Annotated in this window: 16 protein-coding genes; 8 read left to right on the top strand and 8 right to left on the bottom strand. The window is 67.6% G+C overall.

Going from position 1 to position 21358, the window contains the following annotated elements; translation table 11 throughout:
* Positions 1–130 precede the first annotated feature (130 nt).
* Genes JIM95_RS02380 through JIM95_RS02400 form a run of 5 tightly spaced genes read left to right on the top strand, consistent with a single transcriptional unit; the run spans position 131 to position 5982 of the window.
* Positions 131–1222, top strand: coding sequence for an FAD-dependent oxidoreductase (locus JIM95_RS02380; protein WP_200256890.1), 1092 nt, complete (start codon positions 131–133; stop codon positions 1220–1222).
* Between the two features lie 38 nt (positions 1223–1260).
* Positions 1261–2784, top strand: a complete 1524-nt coding sequence (locus JIM95_RS02385) for an ABC transporter substrate-binding protein (protein WP_200256889.1) — start codon at positions 1261–1263, stop codon at positions 2782–2784.
* Positions 2781–3719, top strand: coding sequence for an ABC transporter permease (locus tag JIM95_RS02390; RefSeq protein ID WP_248112690.1), 939 nt, complete (start codon positions 2781–2783; stop codon positions 3717–3719). The genes JIM95_RS02385 and JIM95_RS02390 overlap by 4 nt, the downstream gene beginning before the upstream one ends.
* Positions 3716–4561, top strand: a complete 846-nt coding sequence (locus JIM95_RS02395) for an ABC transporter permease (protein ID WP_200256888.1) — start codon at positions 3716–3718, stop codon at positions 4559–4561. The genes JIM95_RS02390 and JIM95_RS02395 overlap by 4 nt, the downstream gene beginning before the upstream one ends.
* Positions 4561–5982, top strand: coding sequence for an ABC transporter ATP-binding protein (locus JIM95_RS02400; protein WP_200256887.1), 1422 nt, complete (start codon positions 4561–4563; stop codon positions 5980–5982). The genes JIM95_RS02395 and JIM95_RS02400 overlap by 1 nt, the downstream gene beginning before the upstream one ends.
* On the opposite strand, the gene dnaE is transcribed toward JIM95_RS02400, so the two are convergent.
* Complete coding sequence (gene dnaE, locus JIM95_RS02405) at positions 5979–9536, bottom strand: DNA polymerase III subunit alpha (protein ID WP_200256883.1); 3558 nt, start codon at positions 9534–9536, stop codon at positions 5979–5981. The two genes, JIM95_RS02400 and dnaE, sit on opposite strands and share 4 nt — an antisense overlap.
* Before the next feature lie 138 nt (positions 9537–9674).
* On the opposite strand from dnaE, the gene rarD reads away from it, so the two are divergent.
* Positions 9675–10565 (top strand): EamA family transporter RarD, encoded by an 891-nt coding sequence (gene rarD, locus JIM95_RS02410; protein ID WP_200256882.1) that lies wholly within the window; start codon positions 9675–9677, stop codon positions 10563–10565.
* On the opposite strand, the gene JIM95_RS02415 is transcribed toward rarD, so the two are convergent.
* From JIM95_RS02415 to lspA, 3 genes are read right to left on the bottom strand one after another with little or no spacing between them, the layout of a single operon-like run.
* A complete protein-coding gene (locus tag JIM95_RS02415; protein ID WP_200256881.1) occupies positions 10552–11130 on the bottom strand; it encodes a hypothetical protein in 579 nt (192 codons plus the stop codon). The genes rarD and JIM95_RS02415 overlap by 14 nt on opposite strands.
* A 23-nt stretch (positions 11131–11153) precedes the next feature.
* Positions 11154–12083, bottom strand: a complete 930-nt coding sequence (locus tag JIM95_RS02420; RefSeq protein ID WP_200256879.1) for an RluA family pseudouridine synthase — start codon at positions 12081–12083, stop codon at positions 11154–11156.
* On the bottom strand, positions 12080–12613 hold the full coding sequence (gene lspA / locus JIM95_RS02425) for a signal peptidase II (protein WP_200256878.1): 534 nt from the start codon (positions 12611–12613) through the stop codon (positions 12080–12082). Before lspA ends, JIM95_RS02420 begins: the two co-directional genes overlap by 4 nt.
* Before the next feature lie 68 nt (positions 12614–12681).
* Here lspA and JIM95_RS02430 point away from each other — a divergent pair, with 68 nt between their 5' ends.
* The gene (locus JIM95_RS02430; protein ID WP_200256876.1) at positions 12682–13740 is read left to right on the top strand and encodes a hypothetical protein; all 1059 of its coding nucleotides are present in this window, start codon (positions 12682–12684) and stop codon (positions 13738–13740) included.
* A 91-nt stretch (positions 13741–13831) separates the two neighbouring features.
* Here the strand turns inward: JIM95_RS02430 and JIM95_RS02435 are convergent, their stop codons facing one another.
* Complete coding sequence (locus tag JIM95_RS02435; protein ID WP_200256874.1) at positions 13832–14437, bottom strand: WKL family lipoprotein; 606 nt, start codon at positions 14435–14437, stop codon at positions 13832–13834.
* 254 nt (positions 14438–14691) lie between these two features.
* Between JIM95_RS02435 and JIM95_RS02440 the strand changes: the two genes are divergently transcribed.
* On the top strand, positions 14692–15657 hold the full coding sequence (locus tag JIM95_RS02440; protein ID WP_200256872.1) for an asparaginase: 966 nt from the start codon (positions 14692–14694) through the stop codon (positions 15655–15657).
* A gap of 15 nt (positions 15658–15672) precedes the next feature.
* Here the strand turns inward: JIM95_RS02440 and JIM95_RS02445 are convergent, their stop codons facing one another.
* The 3 genes from JIM95_RS02445 to ileS form a co-directional block, all read right to left on the bottom strand.
* The gene (locus JIM95_RS02445; RefSeq protein WP_200256870.1) at positions 15673–16356 is read right to left on the bottom strand and encodes a TM2 domain-containing protein; all 684 of its coding nucleotides are present in this window, start codon (positions 16354–16356) and stop codon (positions 15673–15675) included.
* Positions 16357–16475: 119 nt separating this feature from the next.
* On the bottom strand, positions 16476–17876 hold the full coding sequence (locus tag JIM95_RS02450) for a DNA polymerase IV (RefSeq protein WP_200256868.1): 1401 nt from the start codon (positions 17874–17876) through the stop codon (positions 16476–16478).
* 131 nt (positions 17877–18007) lie between these two features.
* The gene (gene ileS, locus JIM95_RS02455; RefSeq protein ID WP_200256866.1) at positions 18008–21190 is read right to left on the bottom strand and encodes an isoleucine--tRNA ligase; all 3183 of its coding nucleotides are present in this window, start codon (positions 21188–21190) and stop codon (positions 18008–18010) included.
* Between the last annotated feature and the right edge of the window lie 168 nt (positions 21191–21358).

Raw genomic sequence — 21358 nt, forward strand, 5'->3', positions numbered from 1 at the left:
GGGCCTCGCCTGAGCTTGGTGTGCCGTGTGTCCCCATCCGCCACGGAGCCGGAAGACACCCGATCACGGAGCCGGGGCCACCTGCATTCCTCCGTCTCTCCATCACACTCTTCAATTTCAGGAGTCCCCGATGAACACACCGTCCCGTACCCGTCTCTCCGCGGACGACCGCACCGAGGTCGCGGTCGTCGGGGCCGGAGCCGCCGGACTCGAAGCCGCGCTGGTGCTGGGTCGGCAACGTCGACGCGCCCTCCTCATCGACTCAGGTGACTACCGCAACGCCCGCTCCACCGGGGCACACATGTTGCTCGGACTCGACGGCACCCCGCCGACGGAGATCCGTGACCGAGCGCTCGCCGACATCGCCGGCCTGAACACCGTCATCTATCTCCGTTCGACCGTCACAGCGGCACACCTCGACACGGAAGACGGCGAGGGTCGCACGGAGCCCGCGGTGGCGCTGACACTCTCCGACGGCCGACGGGTCACCGCACGACGCCTCATCATCGCGACCGGCCAACGGAACGTCACCCGGGACGCCGACGGCGTCCCCCTGATCAATGGCCTCGACCGGGGACACGGTATCTGGACCCGACACTGCCCCTACTGCCACGGATGGGAGAACAGGGACAAGGACATACTGGTGGTGCCGGTTCCGGGAGTCCCGGTCATCCGGACCGTCTACCAGGCCCTGTACCTGCGGGACCGGATATCCGACCGTGTCCGGATCATCATCGACGGCGCGGAAGTGCCGGACGTATTCCGAGGAGCGTTGGCGGATGCCGGGGTGAGCCTCATCGATGACACCGTCAGCACGATGAGTGGTTACCCGGATGCGGTGAGCGTGCGAACGACGGGTGGGCGCACCATCCGCGCCGACACGATTTTCGCCACACCACCGACGACAGCCGGATCCTCGCTCGGGGAAATGCTGGGACTGCAGATGCAGGGAACGTGCATCCTCACCGATACCCGTCAACGGTCCTCGGTCCCACAGGTGTTCGCCGCAGGCGACGGCGCTGTGCGCCGGGGCGAACCCGAGCCGATGACCTTCGTCACCCAGGCAGCCGCACAGGGGCAGCTCGCGGCGATCTGGGCCGACCAGGACCTGTTCCTCGCCGGACCCGGTATCCCGACCCCTTCCGCCCTCCCCGAGGCGTCTCCCACCCGCCCGACAGCCGCCGGCACAATGCCCCTCAGCCTCCACGAATCCACCGAATGACCGCACCTCCCACGACCCGACCCCACAAGGAGAATCACGTGCACAGACGTACCTTCCTCAAGTTTCTCGCCACAGCAACGGCGACCGCCACAACCGGTTTCTGGCTCGCCGGATGCTCGGACAACGGCAACAACGCCAACGGTGGTGATCCGACGGATTCCGGTGCAACCGGTGAGGCTGTCCTGAAGACCCTGCGGGTCGCTGCGACAGGTGGCCCCGGTGAAGAAGTCGACCCGAGCAAGGCACTGCAGACCGCGACCTGGGCCGCGATCTACGCGGTGTTCGAGCCCCTGGTGATCCACACGGAATCCGACGCGCGGTACCAGCTCGCCGACACCGTCGAGTCAAACGATGACGCCACCGAGTGGACCGTGACAATCCGCGAAGGCGCGACCTTCTCCGACGGCAGCCCCGTCACCGCAGGTGACGTGATGAAATCCGTGACATTCACCACCCGAGACCCGATGAAGGCGGCGATCGTCGAGGACATCGACACAGAAGCCTCCACGATCGTCGATGCCCGGACGGTCACACTCAGGCTGGCCCGCCCGCGCGCTGACTTCATCGAGTCGGTGCTCGGGATGGCGAGCCTCGTGTTCAAGGACGGCGACCCCGGCACCGGTATCGGTTCCGGTCCGTATGTTCTCGGCGCCGGGGATTCCGCGCAGGGATGGACACTCGACGCCAACCCACACTTCCCCGCCGACAGACGGGTGTCGGAGACCCTCGAGATACAGGTCATCACGGATCCGGCGGCACGCACCCGGGCTCTCGAGTCCGGTGCCGTGGACATGGCCCTGAACCTTCCTCCCACCGCGGCACGCACACTCGACGAAAGCATGGTCTGGATACCCGGCCCATACGATTCGCGTCCGCTCGTGGTCGTGCTCAACACCCGGGTGGCCCCCTTTGACGACCCCGAGGTGCGGCATGCCGTGAAGATCGCGATCGACCGTGAGGAACTCGTCGCGCAGGCACTCGACGGCGCCGGTGAGCCGGGCGCCGACGTTCCGGGACTGGGATTCGCGGATTACCCGGAGAAACTCACCCCGCCGAAGCGGGACGTCGGGAAAGCCGCCGCCATATTCGCGGAGAAGGGCATCAGTGAACTGACGCTGTTCACCGCGGACCTGGTTCCCGGTATGAACGACGGAGCCGATCTCATCGCCCGCCAGCTCGGGGACGCCGGTGTGACCGTCACCGTCGACAAACGTGATCCCGTCTCCTACTACGCCGACGTACCTGCACTGCAGGAACTCCCCATGTTCGCGAGCTACCTCGTCAACCGCTCCGTCCTCGCATCCCTCACGTTCATCACCGGCTCCCGGGCGGTGTTCAACCTGTCCGGTTTCGGGACCGACCGAGAGTGGGATGAGAAACTCTCGGCGACACTCGCGGAGACCGACGAATCGGAGCGCCGGCGGATGCTGACGACCCTGGCCACAACCGTCAGTCAGGAAGGCGGCGACCTCATCTGGGCGTTCGCCAACTCCGTCAACGGTCTCGGGGAGGGGGGCCCGCCCGTGCCGGTGTCCTACTCAGTTCCCGTATTCACGGCGTGATCCGGCGACCACCCACCGCGGTGCGCACCGTGGTCCGCTTCGCCGCTGTGGTTCTGTGTTCCGGGTCAGTCGTCTTCCTGATCATGGTGTGGCTACCGGGAGATACGGCGACGGTCGCGGTGCACACACCGGACCCCGAACGGATCGCGGAATTACGCGCACAGATGGGAATCGACCAACCGACACTCCACCGGCTCCTTTCCTGGTGGAGGGGACTTCTGCACGGTGAGGGCGGGACACTCCACGGGTCCGGGCGCTCAGTGTGGTCGGCGATCGAGATCCCCGTCCGCAACTCTGCGATTCTCGTGGCGTTCGCCTGGCCACTGCTCGTCATCCTGGGATGTACCCTGGGCATCGCTGCAGGGACAGCCGTCGGATCAGCCAGGGACATGGGGCTGTCCACGGGTGCACAGGCGACACTCGCGGTACCCGAGTTCGCCACCACGACCCTTCTCCTCGTCATCTTGTCGGGCATCCTGCATCTCGTCCCCGCCGTATCGCTGGTGCCACCGGGCGGGACCCCGTTGGACAGACCCGAGGGACTGTTCGTGCCGGCACTGGGTATCGCCGTCACAGGCGGCGCCTGGCTGCAACGCATGGTCCGTGCTGCGGTCGCCGACGCGCACGTGCTCCCCCACGTCGCCGCGGCACGGCTCTCCGGAATGCACCCACTCGCGGTATTGGTGCGTCACACGCTGCCCGCGGCGTCCGCACCGGTGGCCCAAGCCTGCGCGGCGACCGTTCCGTACGCGGTGACAGGGACCGTCGTGGTGGAGAACGTGGTCGGATTCCCGGGAATCGGAACGCTGGTGGCGAACCTCATAGCGAACCGGGAGACCGAAGCCACGGCAACCGTGACCGTGCTCCTCGCGGTGATCACGATGGCCGCTTTCCTGGTCGCGGACCGGAAGATCACGGATGTGGGGGCACCATGAGATCACCGGTGCCGTACGGTCCCCGCGGAGCTGACCGCCGGACCTCCACGGTGATGTTCTCCGTTCTCCTGCTGGCGGTGTGGGCGGGTGCGGTGCTCACCGCGCTCGCCGGTCCTCTGATCGCCCCTGTTCTCGGACTTCCTGATCCCGCGGAGCCCGTCGCCCGCCCCTTCACCGCCCCGGGACCGGGGCATCCGTTGGGTACCGACCGGGTGGGCAGAGATGTCCTCGCACGACTCTGCATGGGCAATATGGTCCTGGTGATACCCCCCGCCCTGGCTGCCGCGGCGTCGACCGTCTCCGGCACCGCGGTCGGGCTGACGACTGCTCTGTGTCCCCGGCTGAGACCCTGGATCAGATTCCTGACGGACACGCTGCTCGTCATCCCGCCGATGATCATGCTCCTGGCGGTCATCTCGGCGAACGGAGTCGGACTTCCCGGTGTCACCCTCATGGCCGTGATTCTCTCTCTTCCACTGTCCTCGCGGTATCTGGAAGCTGCGGCGAAACCCGTCGTCTCATCCGGGTACGTCGAAGTCCGGCGGGCCGCCGGGGTACCGTTTCCCGTGGTCGTCATCGGTGACGTCCTCCCCGCGATGCGTCGCGCCCTGTTCGCCGATCTCGGCATCCGTTATGTGGGCGTGGTGTTCCTGACGGCGACCACGGCATTCCTCGGTGCGACGGTCGGTACCGGCACCCGTACCTGGGCATCGATGGTTCCGGAGGCCTTGGCCGGGCTGGCGTTGAACCCGTGGGCGGCGGCGGCCCCGGTCCTGCTGATCATCGCTCTCACCGCCCCACCGGCGATCCTGATCGACATCGTCACCGGAGGTGGACGCTGATGGACATCATCGTTTCCGGGCTGACCGTCAGCGTACGGGCCGGCACGGTGCTCGACGGGGTGGACCTCCGGATGGACGCAGGGGAAACCACGGCGCTGCTCGGTGGATCAGGGACCGGGAAGACAACACTCGCCCACGCACTTCTCGGGCACATACCCCGGGGACTGACCGTGACAGCCGGTGACATCTCCTGTGGCGGCACGAACCCCCTGAAACTGTCCGGACGCAATCGACGGGCTTTCCTGCGACGTGCCGCTTACGTCGACCAGGACCCGGGGGCGGCACTCCCTCCCACGATGTCCGTCCGCGACATCATCCGCCAACGACGTGCATCGGGATCCGGAAGCACCCGCCCGGGAGATGACCGGATCCGCGAACTGCTGTCCGACATGGGGCTCGGCGACACCGCGGAGATCCTCGACCGGACACCCGGCCAGCTGTCGGGTGGACAACGGCGCCGGGTGGGGGTGGCCGCGGGAATAGTCTCCGGACCGGAGCTGCTCATCGTCGATGAACCCACCGCCGGCGTCGACAAGGCCTCCGTCACCGCCGTCATCGACACCATCCGGAAGGCCATCGCCCGCACCGGAGCCACGTCACTGATCATCACCCACGACACCGAGGTGGCCGCGGCGCTGGCGGACCGCACGGTGCACCTCGAACGGGGCATCATCCGTGTCGGGCCGGCATCTCCAGCCGTCACATCCACCAGAGACCTGCCGCATCTGATGGATCAGACAACCACGGCCACTGATTCCCCGACGACCCTCCACTGTGGTCTCCACGCCACCGGTCTCTCCGTCGGATGGGCCGGAGGGCCGGTGACCGTACCCGTCGATTTCACCGCACCGCGCGGATGTCTCACAGTCATCTCCGGCCCGTCAGGATCCGGGAAATCGACGCTGTTGCGCACGCTGCTCGGTCTGCTCCCTCCCCGGACCGGATCCCTGGACCTCGACGGCAGACCGCTCGCTCCCGTGTTGAGGCGACGACCACGATCGGTTCGGAGGTGTTTCGCCTGGATACCGCAGGAGGCGGAACTCGCCCTGAATCCCTCTGTGCCAGTCGCCCGGGCACTTCGTGTCACCGGGGCACCACGAGCGGAGATCGACGCTGTCCTCGCCATGCTCGATCTCGGAGACGTCGATGTCACACGGGTGAAACCCGGTGACCTGTCGGGAGGCATGAGACAGCGGGTCTGCGTGGCGGCGGCGCTGCTCGCCCGGCCGGACGTCCTCGTGGCCGACGAGCCGACGTCAGCTCTCGACGGTGCGAGCGCCGAGCTGGTTCTCACCGCGCTGCGCCACTACAGTGAGCGGGGCGCCTGCGTGGTCGCGGCCAGCCACGATCCGAAGCTGCTGGAACTCGCCGATCGGGTGGTGTGCGTGGCTCCGGCGGTCCCACGGACCACCGCCGGCTAACCCAGGATCCCCGGCCCCATCGTGGCCTTCAGGTCGCCCATGAGGTTGCCGTCCCGGTTGACCCGCAGATGCTCCCCGAGGATCATCACCGTCGATTCATCGCCGTCGACCAGGTTCAGGTACACGTCCGAGTCGCCCTTGTTCGCCATGAGCACCTGCTTGAGCTTCGCGATGGTGGGCATGGTGCACTGGTCGGTGCGGAGCGTGAGCCGCAGGGGAAGTCCGGCGCCGTTGCCCGGCCCGAGATCCGGGGTCTTCAGATCGTCGCAGAACAGGCTGGTGCGGTCGTCCCTGATCGAGATGTGGGCCTTGGCGAGGATGATGTTGTCCTCCACGATCTGAGGTGCGACCAGTGCGTAGACCTTGTTGAACACGAGCAGCTCCACGGAGGCGCCGTTGTGGTCCTCCACGGTGACGATCGCCCACGGGGAACCGTCCTTCTTCGAGAAGCGTCGGTCGACGGCGGAGATGATCCCGCCGATCTTGACCTCGGCCTTGTTCTTCAGTTCCCCGGCGAGGATCGTCGTGATCGGGGTGTCGGTCTGTGCGGCCAGTGCCTGCTCGAATCCGTCGAGCGGATGGCCGGAGACGTAGAGGCCCAGCATCTCGCGTTCGAGGGCTAGCTCGTGCTTGCGTTCCCACTTCTCGTCCGGAACCTGCACCGCGAACGCGTTGGCGAAGGTCTCGTCCTCTCTCCCGAGGCCGGCGAAGAGATCGAACTGACCCTTGTCCGCCGCTTTCTTCGTGGTGATGACGGAGTCCACGGCCTCTTCGTGGATCAGCATCAGCCCCTTGCGGGGATGCCCGAGGGAGTCGAAGGCACCGGCCTTGATGAGGGACTCGGTGACCCGCTTGGAGCAGGGGCCTGTTTCGATCTTGTCCAGGTAGTCGGAGAAGTTGGCGAACGTACCCTTCTCCTTGCGGGTTTTCACGATGGACTCGACGACGTCGGCGCCGACGTTGCGGACCGCTCCGAGTCCGAAGCGGATGTCATCGCCCACGGACTGGAAGGTCAGCTGGGACTCGTTGACGTCCGGGGACAGCACGCGGATTCCGAGGTGCCGGCAGTCGGAGAGGTAGATCGCGGACTTGTCCTTGTTGTCCGCGACGGAGGTCAGGAGGGCCGCCATGTACTCGGCGGTGTAGTTCGCCTTGAGGTAGCCCGTCCAGAAGCTGACCAATCCGTAGCCGGCGGCGTGCGATTTGTTGAACGCGTACGCGGCGAACGGTTCGATGGTGTCCCAGAGCTTCTTGATCGCCTCGTCCGAGTAGCCGTTGGAGCGCATGCCGGCCTGGAAGTTCACGAACTCCTTGGCGAGCACCTCGGGCTTCTTCTTGCCCATCGCCTTCCGGAATCCGTCGGCCTGGCCGGCGGTGTAGTTCGCCAGTTTCTGGGAGATACGCATGATCTGCTCCTGGTACACGATCAGACCGTAGGTGTCCTCCAGGATCTCCCTGAGCGGCTCCTCCAGCTCCGGGTGGATCGGGGTGATCGGCTGACGGCCGTTCTTCCGGTCCGCGTAGTCCCAGTGCGCGTTCATTCCCATCGGACCCGGACGGTAGAGCGCGAGAGCGGCGACGATGTCGTCGAAGCCGGTGGGCTCCATCCGCTTCAGCAGCTCACGCATGCCGCCGGAGTCGAGCTGGAACACCCCGAGGGTGTCACCGCGGGCGAGCAACTTGTAGGTCTCTTCGTCGTCCGTGGTCAGTGCCTCGAGGTCGATGTCGATGCCCCGGTTGGCCTTGATGTTCTCGATGCAGTCGCCGATGACGGTGAGGTTGCGCAGGCCCAGGAAGTCCATCTTCAACAGGCCGATGGCCTCGCAGGAGGGGTAGGGCCAGCCGGTGATGATCGCGCCGTCCTGGGCGCGTTTCCACATCGGGATGCAGTCGAGCAGCGGGACACTCGCCATGATCACGGCGCAGGCGTGGACGCCGGCCTGGCGGATGACGCCCTCGAGACCGCGTGCGGTGTCGTAGATGGCGCGCACGTCAGGGTCGTTCTCGATGAGGGTGCGCACCTCCTGCGCCTCCCCGTAGCGTTCGTGCGAGGGATCCATGATCCCGGACAGCGGGATGTCCTTGGCCTGCTGCGCCGGCGGCAGGGCCTTGGTGATGCGGTCGGCGATCTGGTAGCCGGGCTGCCCGAACTGCACCCGTGCGGAGTCCTTCAGCGCCTGCTTGGTCTTCACCGTTCCGAAGGTGATCACCTGGGCGACCTTGTCCTCGCCCCACTTGTCCGCCGCGTAGCGGATCATCTCGCCCCGGCGGCGGTCGTCGAAGTCGATGTCGATGTCGGGGGCGGAGGGGCGTTCCGGATTGAGGAACCTCTCGAAGAGCAGGTCGTGCTCGATGGGGTCGATGTTGGTGATCGTCAGGGCGTAGGCGACGAGCGAACCGGCCGCGGAACCACGGCCCGGGCCGACCCGGATCCCGACGGAGCGGGCGTGCTTGATCAGCTCCGCGACGATGAGGAAGTAGGAGGGGTAACCCTTGCCGTCGATGACGTCGATCTCGTACGTCGCGCGGTCGAGATAGGCCTGCGGCACCTGACCGCCGTCGAACCGGTCCTTTAGCCCCTCCATCACCTCGTGGGTGAGCCAGGAGGTGGGGGTGTATCCGTCGGGGACGGTGGCGATGGGCATGCGGTCATGGGTGTGCGGCGCCCACAGTTCGCTGTAGTCCTGCACCCGCTCCGCGATGAGCAGGGTGTTGTCGCAGGCCCCCGGGACGGTGTCATCCCACATGGAGCGCATCTCCGCGGCGGACTTGATGTAGTAGCCGTCGCCGCCGAACTTGAACCGGTCCTCGTCGTGCAGGGTCTTGCCGGTCTGCACGCAGAGCATGGCCTCGTGGGCCTTGGCCTGATCCTTGACGACGTAGTGGCAGTCGTTGGTCACCAACGGCGGCAGGTCGAGGCGCTTGCCGATCTCCAGCAGTTCGCGGCGCACCCGGGTCTCGATGTCGATCCCGTGGTCCATCAGCTCGAGGAAGTAGTTGTCCCGGCCGTAGATGTCCTGCCACATCGCCGCGGCCTCGAGAGCCTGGTCGAACTGCCCCAGGCGCAGGCGGGTCTGGACGTCACCGGAAGGGCAGCCGGTGGTGGCGATGATGCCGGTGGCGTTCTCCGCGATGAGGTCGGCGTCCATGCGGGGCCACTTGCCGAGCTGCCCCTCGTAGGACGCCATCGACGACAGGTAGAAGAGGTTGCGCAGTCCGGTGGCGTTCTCCGCGATCATCGTCTGGTGCAGGTACGCGCCGGAGGCCGAGACGTCGTCGGATTTCTGGTGGGGCTCGCCCCAGCGGATGCGCTGCTTGTTGAACCGGGATTCGGGGGCGAGATAGGCCTCGATGCCGATGATCGGTTTGATGCCGGCGTCGGTCATGGCGTGGTAGAACGCGTCCGAGCCGAACATGTTGCCGTGGTCGGTCATTCCGACCGCGGACATCTTCTGCCGGGCGACCTCCTCGGCGAGCAGGTCCACCTTGGCCATGCCGTCGAGCATGGAGTATTCCGTGTGGTTGTGCAGGTGGACGAAGGAGGAGCCGCTCATGGCCGCTTAGTCTATCCGCCGGACGGACCCCCGGCGAGGGCGCAGGTCACGCCCCACCCCGTGGGTGACAACGGTGTCGTTCATGTGTCCGTGGAACGCCGGTGGGTCACCGGGGCCGACACGGGTAGTGTGTTCCGAATGATATTCGGGGTTCTCGCCTACCTGCTCTGGGGTTCCTTCGCCGCCTACTTTCCGCTGCTGAAACCCGCCTCGCCGCTGGAGATCCTGGCGCACCGCATCGTGTGGACCGCGCTCGTGATGTTCCTCGTCCTCGGCGTGACCCGCGGCATCCCGGTCCTGCGCCGGGCGGACCGCAGGACCTGGGGGACGATCGCCGGCGCAGCGGTGCTCATCGCGTTGAACTGGCTGGTCTACGTCATCGCGGTCAACACGGGCCACGTCTCGGAGGCGGCACTCGGCTACTTCATCAATCCCCTCGTGAGTGTGGCGATGGGCATGATCTTCCTGAAGGAGCGGCTGCGCCCGGCGCAGAAGGTCTCGGTGGCGATCGCGGTCGTCGCGGTGCTCATCCTCACGGTCGTCGGCGGTGAGCCGCCGCTGCTCGGGCTGACACTCGCGGTGACCTTCGGCGCGTACGGCCTGCTGAAGAAGCGGGTCGGTGTCCCGGCGACGGCCTCCCTCGCCGGGGAGACCCTCGTGCTCCTCCCCCTCGCGGTCGGGTACCTCGTCGTCCTCGGTGTCCGCGGTGGGGGCACCTTCACCGGGTACGGCACCGGCCACACGCTGATGCTGATGAGCACCGGGATCGTCACCGCCGTGCCGCTGCTGCTGTTCGGTATGGCGGCCAGCCGCATCCCGCTGGCGACGATCGGCATGCTCCAGTACATGACCCCGTCGATCCAGATGCTGTGGGCGGTGCTCATCGTCGATGAGACGCTCTCCCCCGTCCGGTGGGTGGGATTCTGCATCATCTGGGTCTCGGTGGCGATCTACCTCGGTGACCTCGTGGCGCAGCAGCGGTCCAGGCGCCGCGGGGCTGCCGCCGTGGAGGATGTCACTCCGGTCTGACCACCGGCTGAACCCCGATCCGCCCCCACGCCGCATCCGGGGGCAGCACCTCGACGGCGAGCACCTCCGACTCCCCGGCGAGGACGTGGAGCGCGGTCCCGTCGTCCCAGACGACCACGCCACGTAACCGCCGGTCCGGCAGAGTGCCGCCGTCGCCGAGGGAGTGTCCGATGAGGTTCAGGGTGCGGTCGAACACCTCTTCCCGCCCTTCCGCACCGGTGGGTTCGGGCAGCGCCACGGGGACCGCACCATCCAGGACGAGCGCGTTGACCCGCCCGATGTCGGCCTGCTCCAGGACCCGTGCCGCATCCGCGGCGGGCTGCGGTTCCCGGAACGTCACGAGCGCGAACCCCTCGTCGTGGTCGGGGGCCACCGCGAGGGTGTCTGCGGCCCGGGCCAGGTATTCGTCCAGGGACTCACCGTGTTCCCGGCCGAGGACGTCCCCGTTGACGGGCATCGGTTTCGCCACCCGGTCCGAGGTGGACAGCCAGGCGACGGCACCGACGAGTGCGGCAATGCTGACCACCGCGACGCCCGTCCGGATCCGGTCCACGTCCATGCTCATGCCAGTTCCCCCGTTCCCGTGTCCTATGCCTGCCGCAGGATGTCCAGCGCCTGCTGCAGGTCATCCGGGTACGGCGAGACGATCTCCATCGCCCGACCGTCAGCCGGATGCGTGAAGCCGAGGGAGACGGCGTGCAGCCACTGGCGGTCGAGACCGAGCCGTCTGCTGAGGTTCGGGTCCGAGCCGTACATCGGGTCTCCGCAGCAGGGATGGTGCAGCGCGGAGAAGTGGACACGGATCTGGTGGGTGCGACCGGTCTCCAGGTGGACGTCGAGGAGCGAGGCCTCACGGAACGCCTCGATCGTCGAGTAGTGGGTCACCGAGTGCTTGCCGTCGCTGCGCACGCAGAACCGCCAGCCCGCCGACGGATGCCGGCCGATGGGAGCCTCAATGGTGCCCGTCGACGGATCGGGGTGCCCCTGTACGAGCGCGTGGTAGGTCTTGGTCACGGTGCGGTCCCGGAACGCGCGTTTCAGGTGGGTGTACGCCCGCTCACTGGCGGCGACGACCATGACACCGGAGGTACCGACGTCGAGACGCTGCACGATGCCCTTACGTTCCGGTGGGCCCGAGGTGGAGATCCGGAAACCGGCGGCGGCCAGCCCGCCCACCACGGTCGGCCCCTCCCAGCCGACGGTCGGGTGCGCGGCGACGCCGACGGGCTTGTTCACGGCGATGACGTCGTCGTCGGAGTAGAGGATGTCCATGCCCTCGACGAGTTCCTCCCTGGGCAGCAGGGGGCGCTCGGGTTCGGGCAGCGTGACGTCGAGCCAGTCCCCGGCGGTCAACCGGTCGGATTTCCCGACCGCACGGCCACCGACGAGTACGTCACCGGAGGCGGCCAGATCGGCGACCGTGGTGCGGGACAGGCCGAGAAGCTTCGCCAGTCCGGCATCGACACGCATGCCGGCGAGGCCGTCGGGTACGGGGAGCTGACGGGAGGGGCGGGTCATGCGGCCACCTCCGTGTCCCGCGACCCGGCGCGGGCGTCCAGCAGCGCGGACAGGAGGAACACGAGCACCCCGACGGTGATGCAGGAGTCCGCCACGTTGAACACCGCGAAGTCCCCCACCGAGATGAAGTCGACGACATGCCCGACGAAGAATCCCGGGTCCCGGAACAGCCGGTCGGTGAGGTTGCCGGCCGCACCACCGGCGACGAGTGCGAGGCCGAGGGCCGCGAGTCGCCCGTCCACCCGGGGCGAGTGCCAGAGGATCCCCACGACGAAGATGAGCTGGATGGCGGTGAAGACCCACGTGAACGAGGTACCGAAGGAGAATGCGGCCCCGGGATTGAACACCAGGTGGAACCGGAACCAGTCACCGATGAGTGGCACGACCCCACCGGGTTCCATCCCGGCGAGGATCAGGGCCTTGGAGAGTTGGTCCACGGCAGCGGCGACGACGATCACCACGATCGTGAACACCAGATAACCCCTGTCTCGCCTCACCTTGTCAGTCGCCTTGTCAGTCACGGTGACCATCTTCCCCCAAAACCGTCGCAAAACCCACTCGATCGCCCGCCGTCCCGGCGAGCGGTACCGTTGACGGGGTGAGACTCTCCCCCAGCAAGACGAAACGCCGTATCCGCATGCTCTGCGTCGCCGCCGCGGCGGCGACCGCACTCGTCGCCTGCTCCGGCGGCGACGGCACCCCGGAGCAGGCGACGCGGTCGGGCGGCCGAACCAGCGGAGACACCGTCCGCATCGACCTCGACCCGCCCCGCGTCACCCTCCTCGATCCGGGATCCGCCCAGCAGGTTCTCTCCTACGGGGTCCCGGACGCGGACGCTCCGACCCAGGAACTCCCGGTGAGGTTCGGCGGTGGCTTCACCACGCTCGTCGACTCCGGGACCGGGACACAGCCCCACCCTTCCGCGGAACCGGACGGGCTCCCCGTGCTCAACATCGACGCGAAGGCCACGGTGCGCGCGGTGGACGGCGTCGAGGTCACGGCGGGTGAGACGGGTGCGACCCGTCAGGTCACGGTGATCGCCGGGTCGCCCCGGTTCTCCGGTGACGCGACGACGCTGCGTTCCGGGGAGAACCCCGACGTCGACTGGGACGCGGAACTCGCGGGAGCTGACGGGTTCACCGTGAGCTACGCGACGACCCCATCGGGTAAGCCGGTCACGATGTCCCTGCACGCCCCGGATTCGGCATCGGACACCGGGCGCGCGGGGATGGAATCCAGGTTGGGCAATCTCGTCACCCTCGCGGTGGTGTTCCCAGACGAGCCGGTGGGGACGGGGGCCAGGTGGACCGTCGAGAGCCGGATCACCGGCTCGACCACCATGCTGCAGACGGTGACCTACACGCTCACCGAGCTCGACGGCCGGAGAGTGGGGCTGGATGTCGAGGTGGATCAGCGTCCCAGCATCGGTGCGCTGTCCCTCGACGCGCTGGCACCGCAGGGGGACTCCGATGGCGCCGCCGGCGAGTTGCGCGTCGAGAGCGCGGAGACCTCGTCCGCCGGGCATCTGGAGATCGATCTCGACGACCCGCTGCCGCGGGCCGGCGGCATCGCCTTCACCACCCGGATCATCTACGCAGGGGACGGGTCGGACGTCCGGGTGGTCCAGGACAGCCACTCCGCGATCCACTTCGACTGAGCCCGGACACCACCGCGCCCGGTCCCCCTTCCTCCGAAGGTGGGGCCGGGCGCGGTGGTGTCGCCGCCGGTGGGGCGGCTCCAATGATCGGCTACTGAGCCGGGGCTTCTCCGGCCGGTGCCTCAGCCGGAGCCTCGGCGGGAGCGGCCGGGTCGAGCGGGGGCACCTCTTCGGAGCCGGTCTCGATGCACATCGGCGGGACCTGCTCCGGGGAAACGGTATTGGTGATCAGGGTGCACGCCCAGCTCTGGGAGAGCTGCCACGTACCGTCGACGTAGACGAACTCGACGTTCTCGGCGACCTGGCTCGGCCGGTCCGGGAGGGTGAAGTTCACGGTGGCGAGGACGGTACCGTTCTCGTAGCCCGGGAGGACTGGGGGAACCACCTGGAAGTCGGCGCCCGACTCCTGCTTGGAACGGGTCATCGTCTCGAACAGTTCGGGGGCGTTCTCCCCTCCCTGGACGGTGCGGATCTTGTCCTCGACGGAGGCGTCGGGGTCGGTTGCCGTGGCGAGAATGGCGTTGAGTTCCTCGGCGGTCGGCTGCTCCGGGGTCGCTGCGGCGGCGGAACTCGGTGCCGCGCTGGAGGATGCCGGAGCGGAGGTGGTGTCCGGCGCCTCGTCGTCGCCGGAACATGCGACGAGCGACAGGGCCGCGACCACCGCTGCTGCGGGGGCCAGATGCTTGAGAGTTTTCACGTTGTCTCCTCGTGGGGTAGGACGCCCGGTACCTCGTTCAGTGTCCACGGTCGGACGCGGCGGGGCCGGCAGTCGTGACTGCACCAGCCGTGACTGCGCGCGCGGCGGATTCCGTGGCGGGCGTACGCGACACTGATCCTAACAGTGTGCCTGATGTAAACAGAAGTTACGCAAGTTACCGTAGTTGCGTATGTCTCACCTCCCGCCTCTGCACTCTGCGGGTTTTGCCCATCGGATGTGGCAGTCTTGTTCCCATGAACGAGCAGCACGAACACCCAGGTTCCCCCGACAGTTCCCCGAAGCGGATCGTGGTGATCACGACCGGCGGGACGATCGCGTGCACCGCCGACCCGGACGGGGTCCTGCTCCCCACGGTGGCGGGATCCGAGCTCCTCGCACCGGTCGCCGCCCGCTTCGAGGCCTCGGACGCGGCGTTCGACGTCCGCGAACTCAACCGGCTGGACTCCTCCTCGATGACCTTCGCCGACATCGACGAGATCCGGCGCGCGGTGGAGGAGGCGCTGGCCGATCCGGAGGTCGCCGGCGTCGTGGTCACCCACGGCACGGACTCGATGGAGGAGACCGCGGTCGCCCTCGACACGTTCCACGCGGACGACCGGCCGGTGGTGCTCACCGGGGCGCAGCTCCCCCACGACCATCCCGATGCGGACGGCCCGCTGAATCTGCTGGACGCGGTCAACGTCGTCACCTCCCCGACCGCCCGCGGGATCGGGGTCCTCATCGTGTTCGGCCGGGCGGTTCTGCCCGCACGCGGTGCGGTGAAGTGGCACACCACCGACGAGCTCGCGTTCGCGACGAACGCACCCGAGGAGCCCACCCGGGCGGACGTGGTTCCGGCGGTGGATCTCGCGGACGTGGTCGTCCACATCATCCACGCCTACCCCGGCGCACCGCGGGAGCTCGTCGACTCCGCACGCTCCGCGGGCGCGGACGGCCTCGTCATCGAGGCGATGGGATCGGGGAACATCGGGACGGGACTCGCCGCCGCGGTGGGCGACGCGCTGCGCGACGGGCTCCCCGTCGTGATCAGCACCCGGGTGCCCCGCGGCGAGGTCTGCGGAAGCTACGGCGGCGCCGGCGGCGGGGCGACGTTGAATTCCCTCGGCGCGGTCGGCTCAACCTACTTCCGTTCCGCACAGGCGAGGGTCCTGCTCGCGATCGCGATCGCCTCCGGACGCCATCCGGCGACCCTGTTCTGATCCGGCCCCGGCCGGTCACCGCTTCAACGGGATCCCCTGCGCGTCCGTGGAGATCGACCCGGTCAACAGCTTGATCAGGTCGACGAACTTCCAGATGACGGACGGAATCAGGAGGAAGAACCCGAATCCGAAGGTGATCAGGAAGATCAGGAAGGCGCCGCCGTACAGCGCGAGCTGTACGATCCCGGTCTGTTTCTGCCCGATGTAGAAGTTGTGGATGCCGAGCTCCCCGAAGAACAGACAGAGCAGGACAGCCACCACCCAGGATTTCTGCTCCACACCGAACTGGTCGTACCCCATGTCCTGGGCCCCGTACCCGGGGTTCGGCGGTTCGTACGCGCTGATCTGTCCGCCGTACGCCGTATCCCGCGGGTCGGCGGTCTGCGCCTGCGCGTCGTACGGCGAATACCCCCCGCCGTACGACGATGGTGTCTCCACGGGAGCCGCGGCCGACGGGGAGGAGCCTGACGCCGCGGCGTCCCATCCCCCGGACAGCTGCTCGTATCCCGACGCCTGCGGGTCATATCCGGCGGCCCACCAGTCCCCCGACTGCGACGTCTCCCCGGCACCCGGATCCGAGGTGTGGGAATCCTCCCACCCCAGTGGGGAGTGTGCGTTCGACTCTGCCGCGCCCTCCGCGGAGGATCCTTCGCCGGAAGGCTGCCCGTATTCGGGTCGGGACGGGTCTTTGTCAGTCATCGGATCTCCTCATGTGCGCGTTGCCTCGGGCGCCACCGGTCGGATCACGGTCCACCCGGCCGAGTATGCGGAAAACTCTACTTCATTTCCACAGCAGGTGAGTCACAACCCTGCAGCTGTCACCCGGCGACGGCGTCGTCGGTGTCCGTGGCCGCGAACCAGTCATCCCAGTCCAGGGAGTCGAGGGGGTCCGCCGCGCGGAGACATGGATCGTTCTCGTCGAAGTTCCGGGTCCTTCCCCGTTCGGTGGTCCGGGTCTCGAAGCGGACCGAGACGATCCCGTGTCCCGCCCCCTGCACCCAGCCGTGCCCGTACTCGGGGTGGTGGACGTCCTGGGTCGCCTTCCACCTCGATTCGGGAGCGGGTTCCGTCACGGTCAGCACCGGTGGCTCATTGGCGGAACCGCGCACGCCGACCTCGTAGTCGGCGTCCGGTTCGGGCGCCGTGATCCGCTGGTCGAGTTCGGGGAAGAGGACGTTCTGGCGGGCGTGCTCGAGCCCTGAGAAGCTCACCCCGACCAACCGGATCGGGCCGACCTCGTCCGGGTAACGGGCCAGGTTGTGGGCCACGGCCACGAGGGTCGCCTTCTCGTCGGTCGTGTACGGCAGCGACTGCGAGCGGGACTCCGTCCGGAAGTCGGCCATCTTCAGCTTCACGGTGACCGTCCGGGCGCCGCGCCCGTCGGCGAGGAGCCGACGGTGGGCACCCGCCGCAGCCCGGTCGATGGCATCGTCCACCTCCGCGACCATGGTCAGGTCCTTCGGGTAGGTGTGCTCGGAGGAGATCTGTTTAGCGACGGCGCGGGGGGCCACCGGACGGTCGTCACGGCCGCGCGCGAGGTGCCACAGGGCGACCCCCACCGTCGAACCGAGGCTGATCCGGACCTCGGCCTCCGTCATCGCGGCGAAGTCCGCGATGGTGTCCACCCCGAGCTGGTGGAGTTTGGCTTCGGCGACCGGCCCGATCCCCCACAGCTTCCGGACGGGCAGTGGATCGAGCATCTCGCGCTGCCGCTCGACGGGGATGACGTAGACGCCGTCGGGTTTCGCCTCCCCCGAGCCGATCTTCGCGTACTGCTTGCCGGAGCCCGCACCGATCGAGCACGGCAGGCCGGTCTCGGCCTTCACCTCCGCGCGGAGATTCTCCGCCCAGTCCCGGACCTCGTCCGGGGTCGCGCCCACCAGGTCCGGGGGCTCCATGAATGCCTCGTCGATGGAGAGCTGCTCGATGACCCCCGCGTGCCGCCGGATCACCTCGAACACCCGTCGTGAGGCGGCCGAATAGACCTTGCCCCGCGGCGTGATCACCACCGCCCCGAAACCAACTAGCTTCTTCGCCTGGTGCATGGGCATCGCGGAGTGCGCCCCGAAGGCGCGCGCCTGATAGGACGCACCGGCCACCACTCCCCTTCCCGAGACCCCGCCGACCAGCACGGGACGGCCCCGGAGCGTGGGACGGGTCAGCTGTTCGACGGAGGCGTAGAACGCATCCATGTCGACGTGCAGCACCCACCGTTGCATGGGGATCAGCGTATCGCGAAACGAACATGTGGGCGAATGACCGGCCGGGTCCACTTCCCGTCCGACGCCGTGGAACGGGCCGGGCGCCCGGGGAATGACCCCGGGCGCCCGCTCTGTCGTGGGTGGGTGGATCAGGCCTTCGCCACCACCGCGGTGACCCCGGCGATGATGTCGTGCACGTCGCCGGCGAGATCCCCGGTGCGGACCTCGAAGCCGGTGGCGAGAACCTCTCCGGCGATGAGCTCGCGGTGACGCTCCGCCCATTCCAGCTTGTCCGCGGGGACCGAGAGCTCGACGGTGATCCGGTCGGAGACCTCGAACCCGCTGGCTTTGCGGGCGTCCTGCAGGCCACGGACGATGTCCGCCGCCCAGCCCTCGGCCTCGAGCTCCGGGGTGACCGTCAGGTCGAGGACGACCAGGCCCTCGGCTCCGTCGACCTGGGCGGTGGACTCCGGGTCGGCGGCCTTGAGGCGCTCGGTGTACTCGTTGGCCTTCAGCTCGACGCCGTCCGCGACGACGGTGTCCCCCTCCCTGGTGTAGTTACCGGACTTGACCGCCTTGATCACGCGCTGGACGTCCCTCCCGAGACGCGGCCCGGCCTCACGGGCGTTGACGACAACCTCGAAGCGGCCGACGGAGTCGACGTCGTCGGTGAGGGCGACCTCCTTGACGTTGACCTCATCCCGCAGGATGGAGGTGAACGGTGCGAGCAGATCGGACTCCGGCATCGCCACCGTGAGCTTCGGCAGCGGCAGCCGGTTGCGCAGCTTGTGGGACTTGCGCACGGAGCTCGCCGCGGAGCACACTCCCCGGATCTGGTCCATGGCGCGGACGAGGTCCTCGTCGACGGGGAAGTCGGCCGGGTCCGGGTAGTCGGTGAGGTGGACGGAGCGGCCTCCGGTGAGACCCCGCCAGATGACCTCGGTGACCATGGGGAGCAGCGGGGCGGCGACACGGGTCAGTGTCTCGAGCACGGTGTAGAGGGTGTTGAACGCCTCGGGGTGCTCGGTGTCACCGGCCCAGAACCGCTCCCTGGAGCGGCGCACGTACCAGTTGGTGAGGGCGTCACAGAACCAGCGGACCTCGTCGCAGGCGCGGGCGATGTCCGTGCCGTCGAGGGCGTCCCGGACGTTCGCGACGAGGTTGTGCAGCTTGGCCAGGATGTACCGGTCGAGGACGTTGTCGGAGCCGGTGGACCACTCCGCGGGCTTCGAGGAGTACAGCTGCAGGAAGCTGTAGGCGTTCCACATCGGCAGCAGCGCCTGCCGTACACCCTCGCGGATGCCCTGCTCGGTGACGATGAGGTTGCCGCCGCGCAGGATCGGCGAGCTCATCAGGAACCAGCGCATCGCGTCGGATCCGTCACGGTCGAAGACCTCGTTGACGTTCGGGTAGTTGCCCTTCGACTTGCTCATCTTCAGTCCGTCGTCGCCGAGCACGATGCCGTGGGCGACGCACTTCCGGAAGGCGGGCTTGTCGAACAGCGCGGTGGACAGGACGTGCATGGTGTAGAACCAGCCGCGGGTCTGTCCCGAGTACTCGACGATGAAGTCCGCCGGCCAGTGGGTCTCCACCCAGTCCTTGTTCTCGAAGGGGTAGTGCTTCTGCGCGAAGCTCATGGAACCGGACTCGAACCAGCAGTCCAGCACCTCGGGTACGCGGCGCATGGTGGATTTCCCCGTGGGGTCGTCGGGGTTCGGGCGGGTGAGTTCGTCGATGTGCGGGCGGTGCAGGGACTCGGGTCGACGACCGAAGTCGCGCTCGAGTTCGTCGAGTGAGCCGTACACGTCGACGCGGGGATATTCCTCGGAGTCGGACACCCACACGGGGATCGGGGAGCCCCAGTAACGGTTGCGGGAGATGTTCCAGTCGCGCGCACCCTCGAGCCACTTGCCGAACTGTCCGTCCCGGATGTGGGACGGCATCCACTCGATCTCCTCGCGGTTCAGCTCGACCATCCGGTCGCGGAACTTGGTGACCGCGACGAACCAGCTCGGCAGCGCCATGTAGATCAGCGGCTCGCCGGAGCGCCAGGAGTGCGGGTAGGAGTGCTCGATGGTCTGGTGCCGCAGGACCCTGCCCCGGGCCTTGAGATCCCGGATGATGTCCTTGTTCGCGTCGAAGACGAGCATGCCCTCGTAGTCGGGCACCTGGGCGGTGAACTTACCGTCCATGTCGACCGGGACGACGACCTCGACGTCATTGGCCTGGCAGATCATCATGTCGTCCTCACCGAAGGCGGGCGCCTGGTGGACGATTCCGGTGCCGTCCTCGGTGGTGACGTACTCGGCCTCGAGGATCCGGAATCCGTTCTCCACGGGGAAGAACGTGAAGATGGGCTCGTAGGTGAAGCCGACCAGGTCCGAGCCCGGGAAGGTCTCCAGCACCTCGTGGTCCTCGCCGAGCTCCTTGGCGTACGCGCCGACGAGAGCCTCGGCGAGGAGGATCGTCCGGCCGGTGAAATCGGCGTGACCGGTCTCCCCGATGCGGACCAGGACGTAGTCGACGCCGGGGTTGACGGCCAGTGCCGCGTTGGAGGGCAGCGTCCAGGGAGTGGTCGTCCAGGCGATAGCCGCGGCGTCGGCGAGCTCAGGGTGCTCGGCCAGGGTCTTCTCCGCGGCCGATCCCTCGAGCGCACCGGTGAGCGGCATCGTGACCGTCAGGGTCGGGTCCTGCCGCATCTTGTAGGAGTCGTCGAGACGGGTCTCCTGGTTGGACAGGGGCGTGTGCTCAGCCCAGGAATACGGCAGAACGCGGAAGCCCTGGTAGATCAGGCCCTTGTCGTAGAGCTCCTTGAACGCCCACATGACGGACTCCATGAAGTCCGAGTCCATGGTCTTGTAGCCGTTGTCGAAGTCCACCCACCTAGCCTGCCGGGTGACGTAGTCCTTCCACTCCTCGGTGTAGCGCAGGACGGAGGAGGCGCAGTACTCGTTGAACTTCTCGAGTCCCATGGACTCGATCTCGCCCTTGTCCTTGATGCCGAGCTGCTTCTCGGCCTCGAGCTCGGCGGGCAGACCGTGGCAGTCCCAGCCGAAGACCCGGTCGACGCGCTTTCCGCGCATCGTCCGGAACCGGGGGACGATGTCCTTGACATAGCCGGTGAGCAGGTGTCCGTAGTGCGGGAGTCCGTTGGCGAAGGGCGGTCCGTCGTAGAAGACGTACTCGGGCGCGCCGTCCCGCTGATCGATGGACTGGCGGAAGGTTCCGTCGGCACGCCAGAAGTCGAGTACCGACTTCTCCATGTCGGGGAAACGGGTGGAGCCTCCGGTGAGATCCACCTTCGGGTAGACACCGCCAACTGGGTTATTCATGGGCGTTCAACGCTCCTTGCGTTCGAGGACAATCAGTGAAAGGTGCTCATCGTGTGCGGGGACGCCCCGGATCAACCGGCACGCGGTACCACCCTGCTTGGACACCTCTGGGGTGCCCCACTTGATTGTCTTCGAGAAGGTCTGTCACGGTCCCACCCGTCCGGTTCT

This window comes from Corynebacterium antarcticum, from assembly GCF_016595285.2.
GTDB classification, from domain to species: Bacteria; Actinomycetota; Actinomycetes; order Mycobacteriales; family Mycobacteriaceae; genus Corynebacterium; species Corynebacterium antarcticum.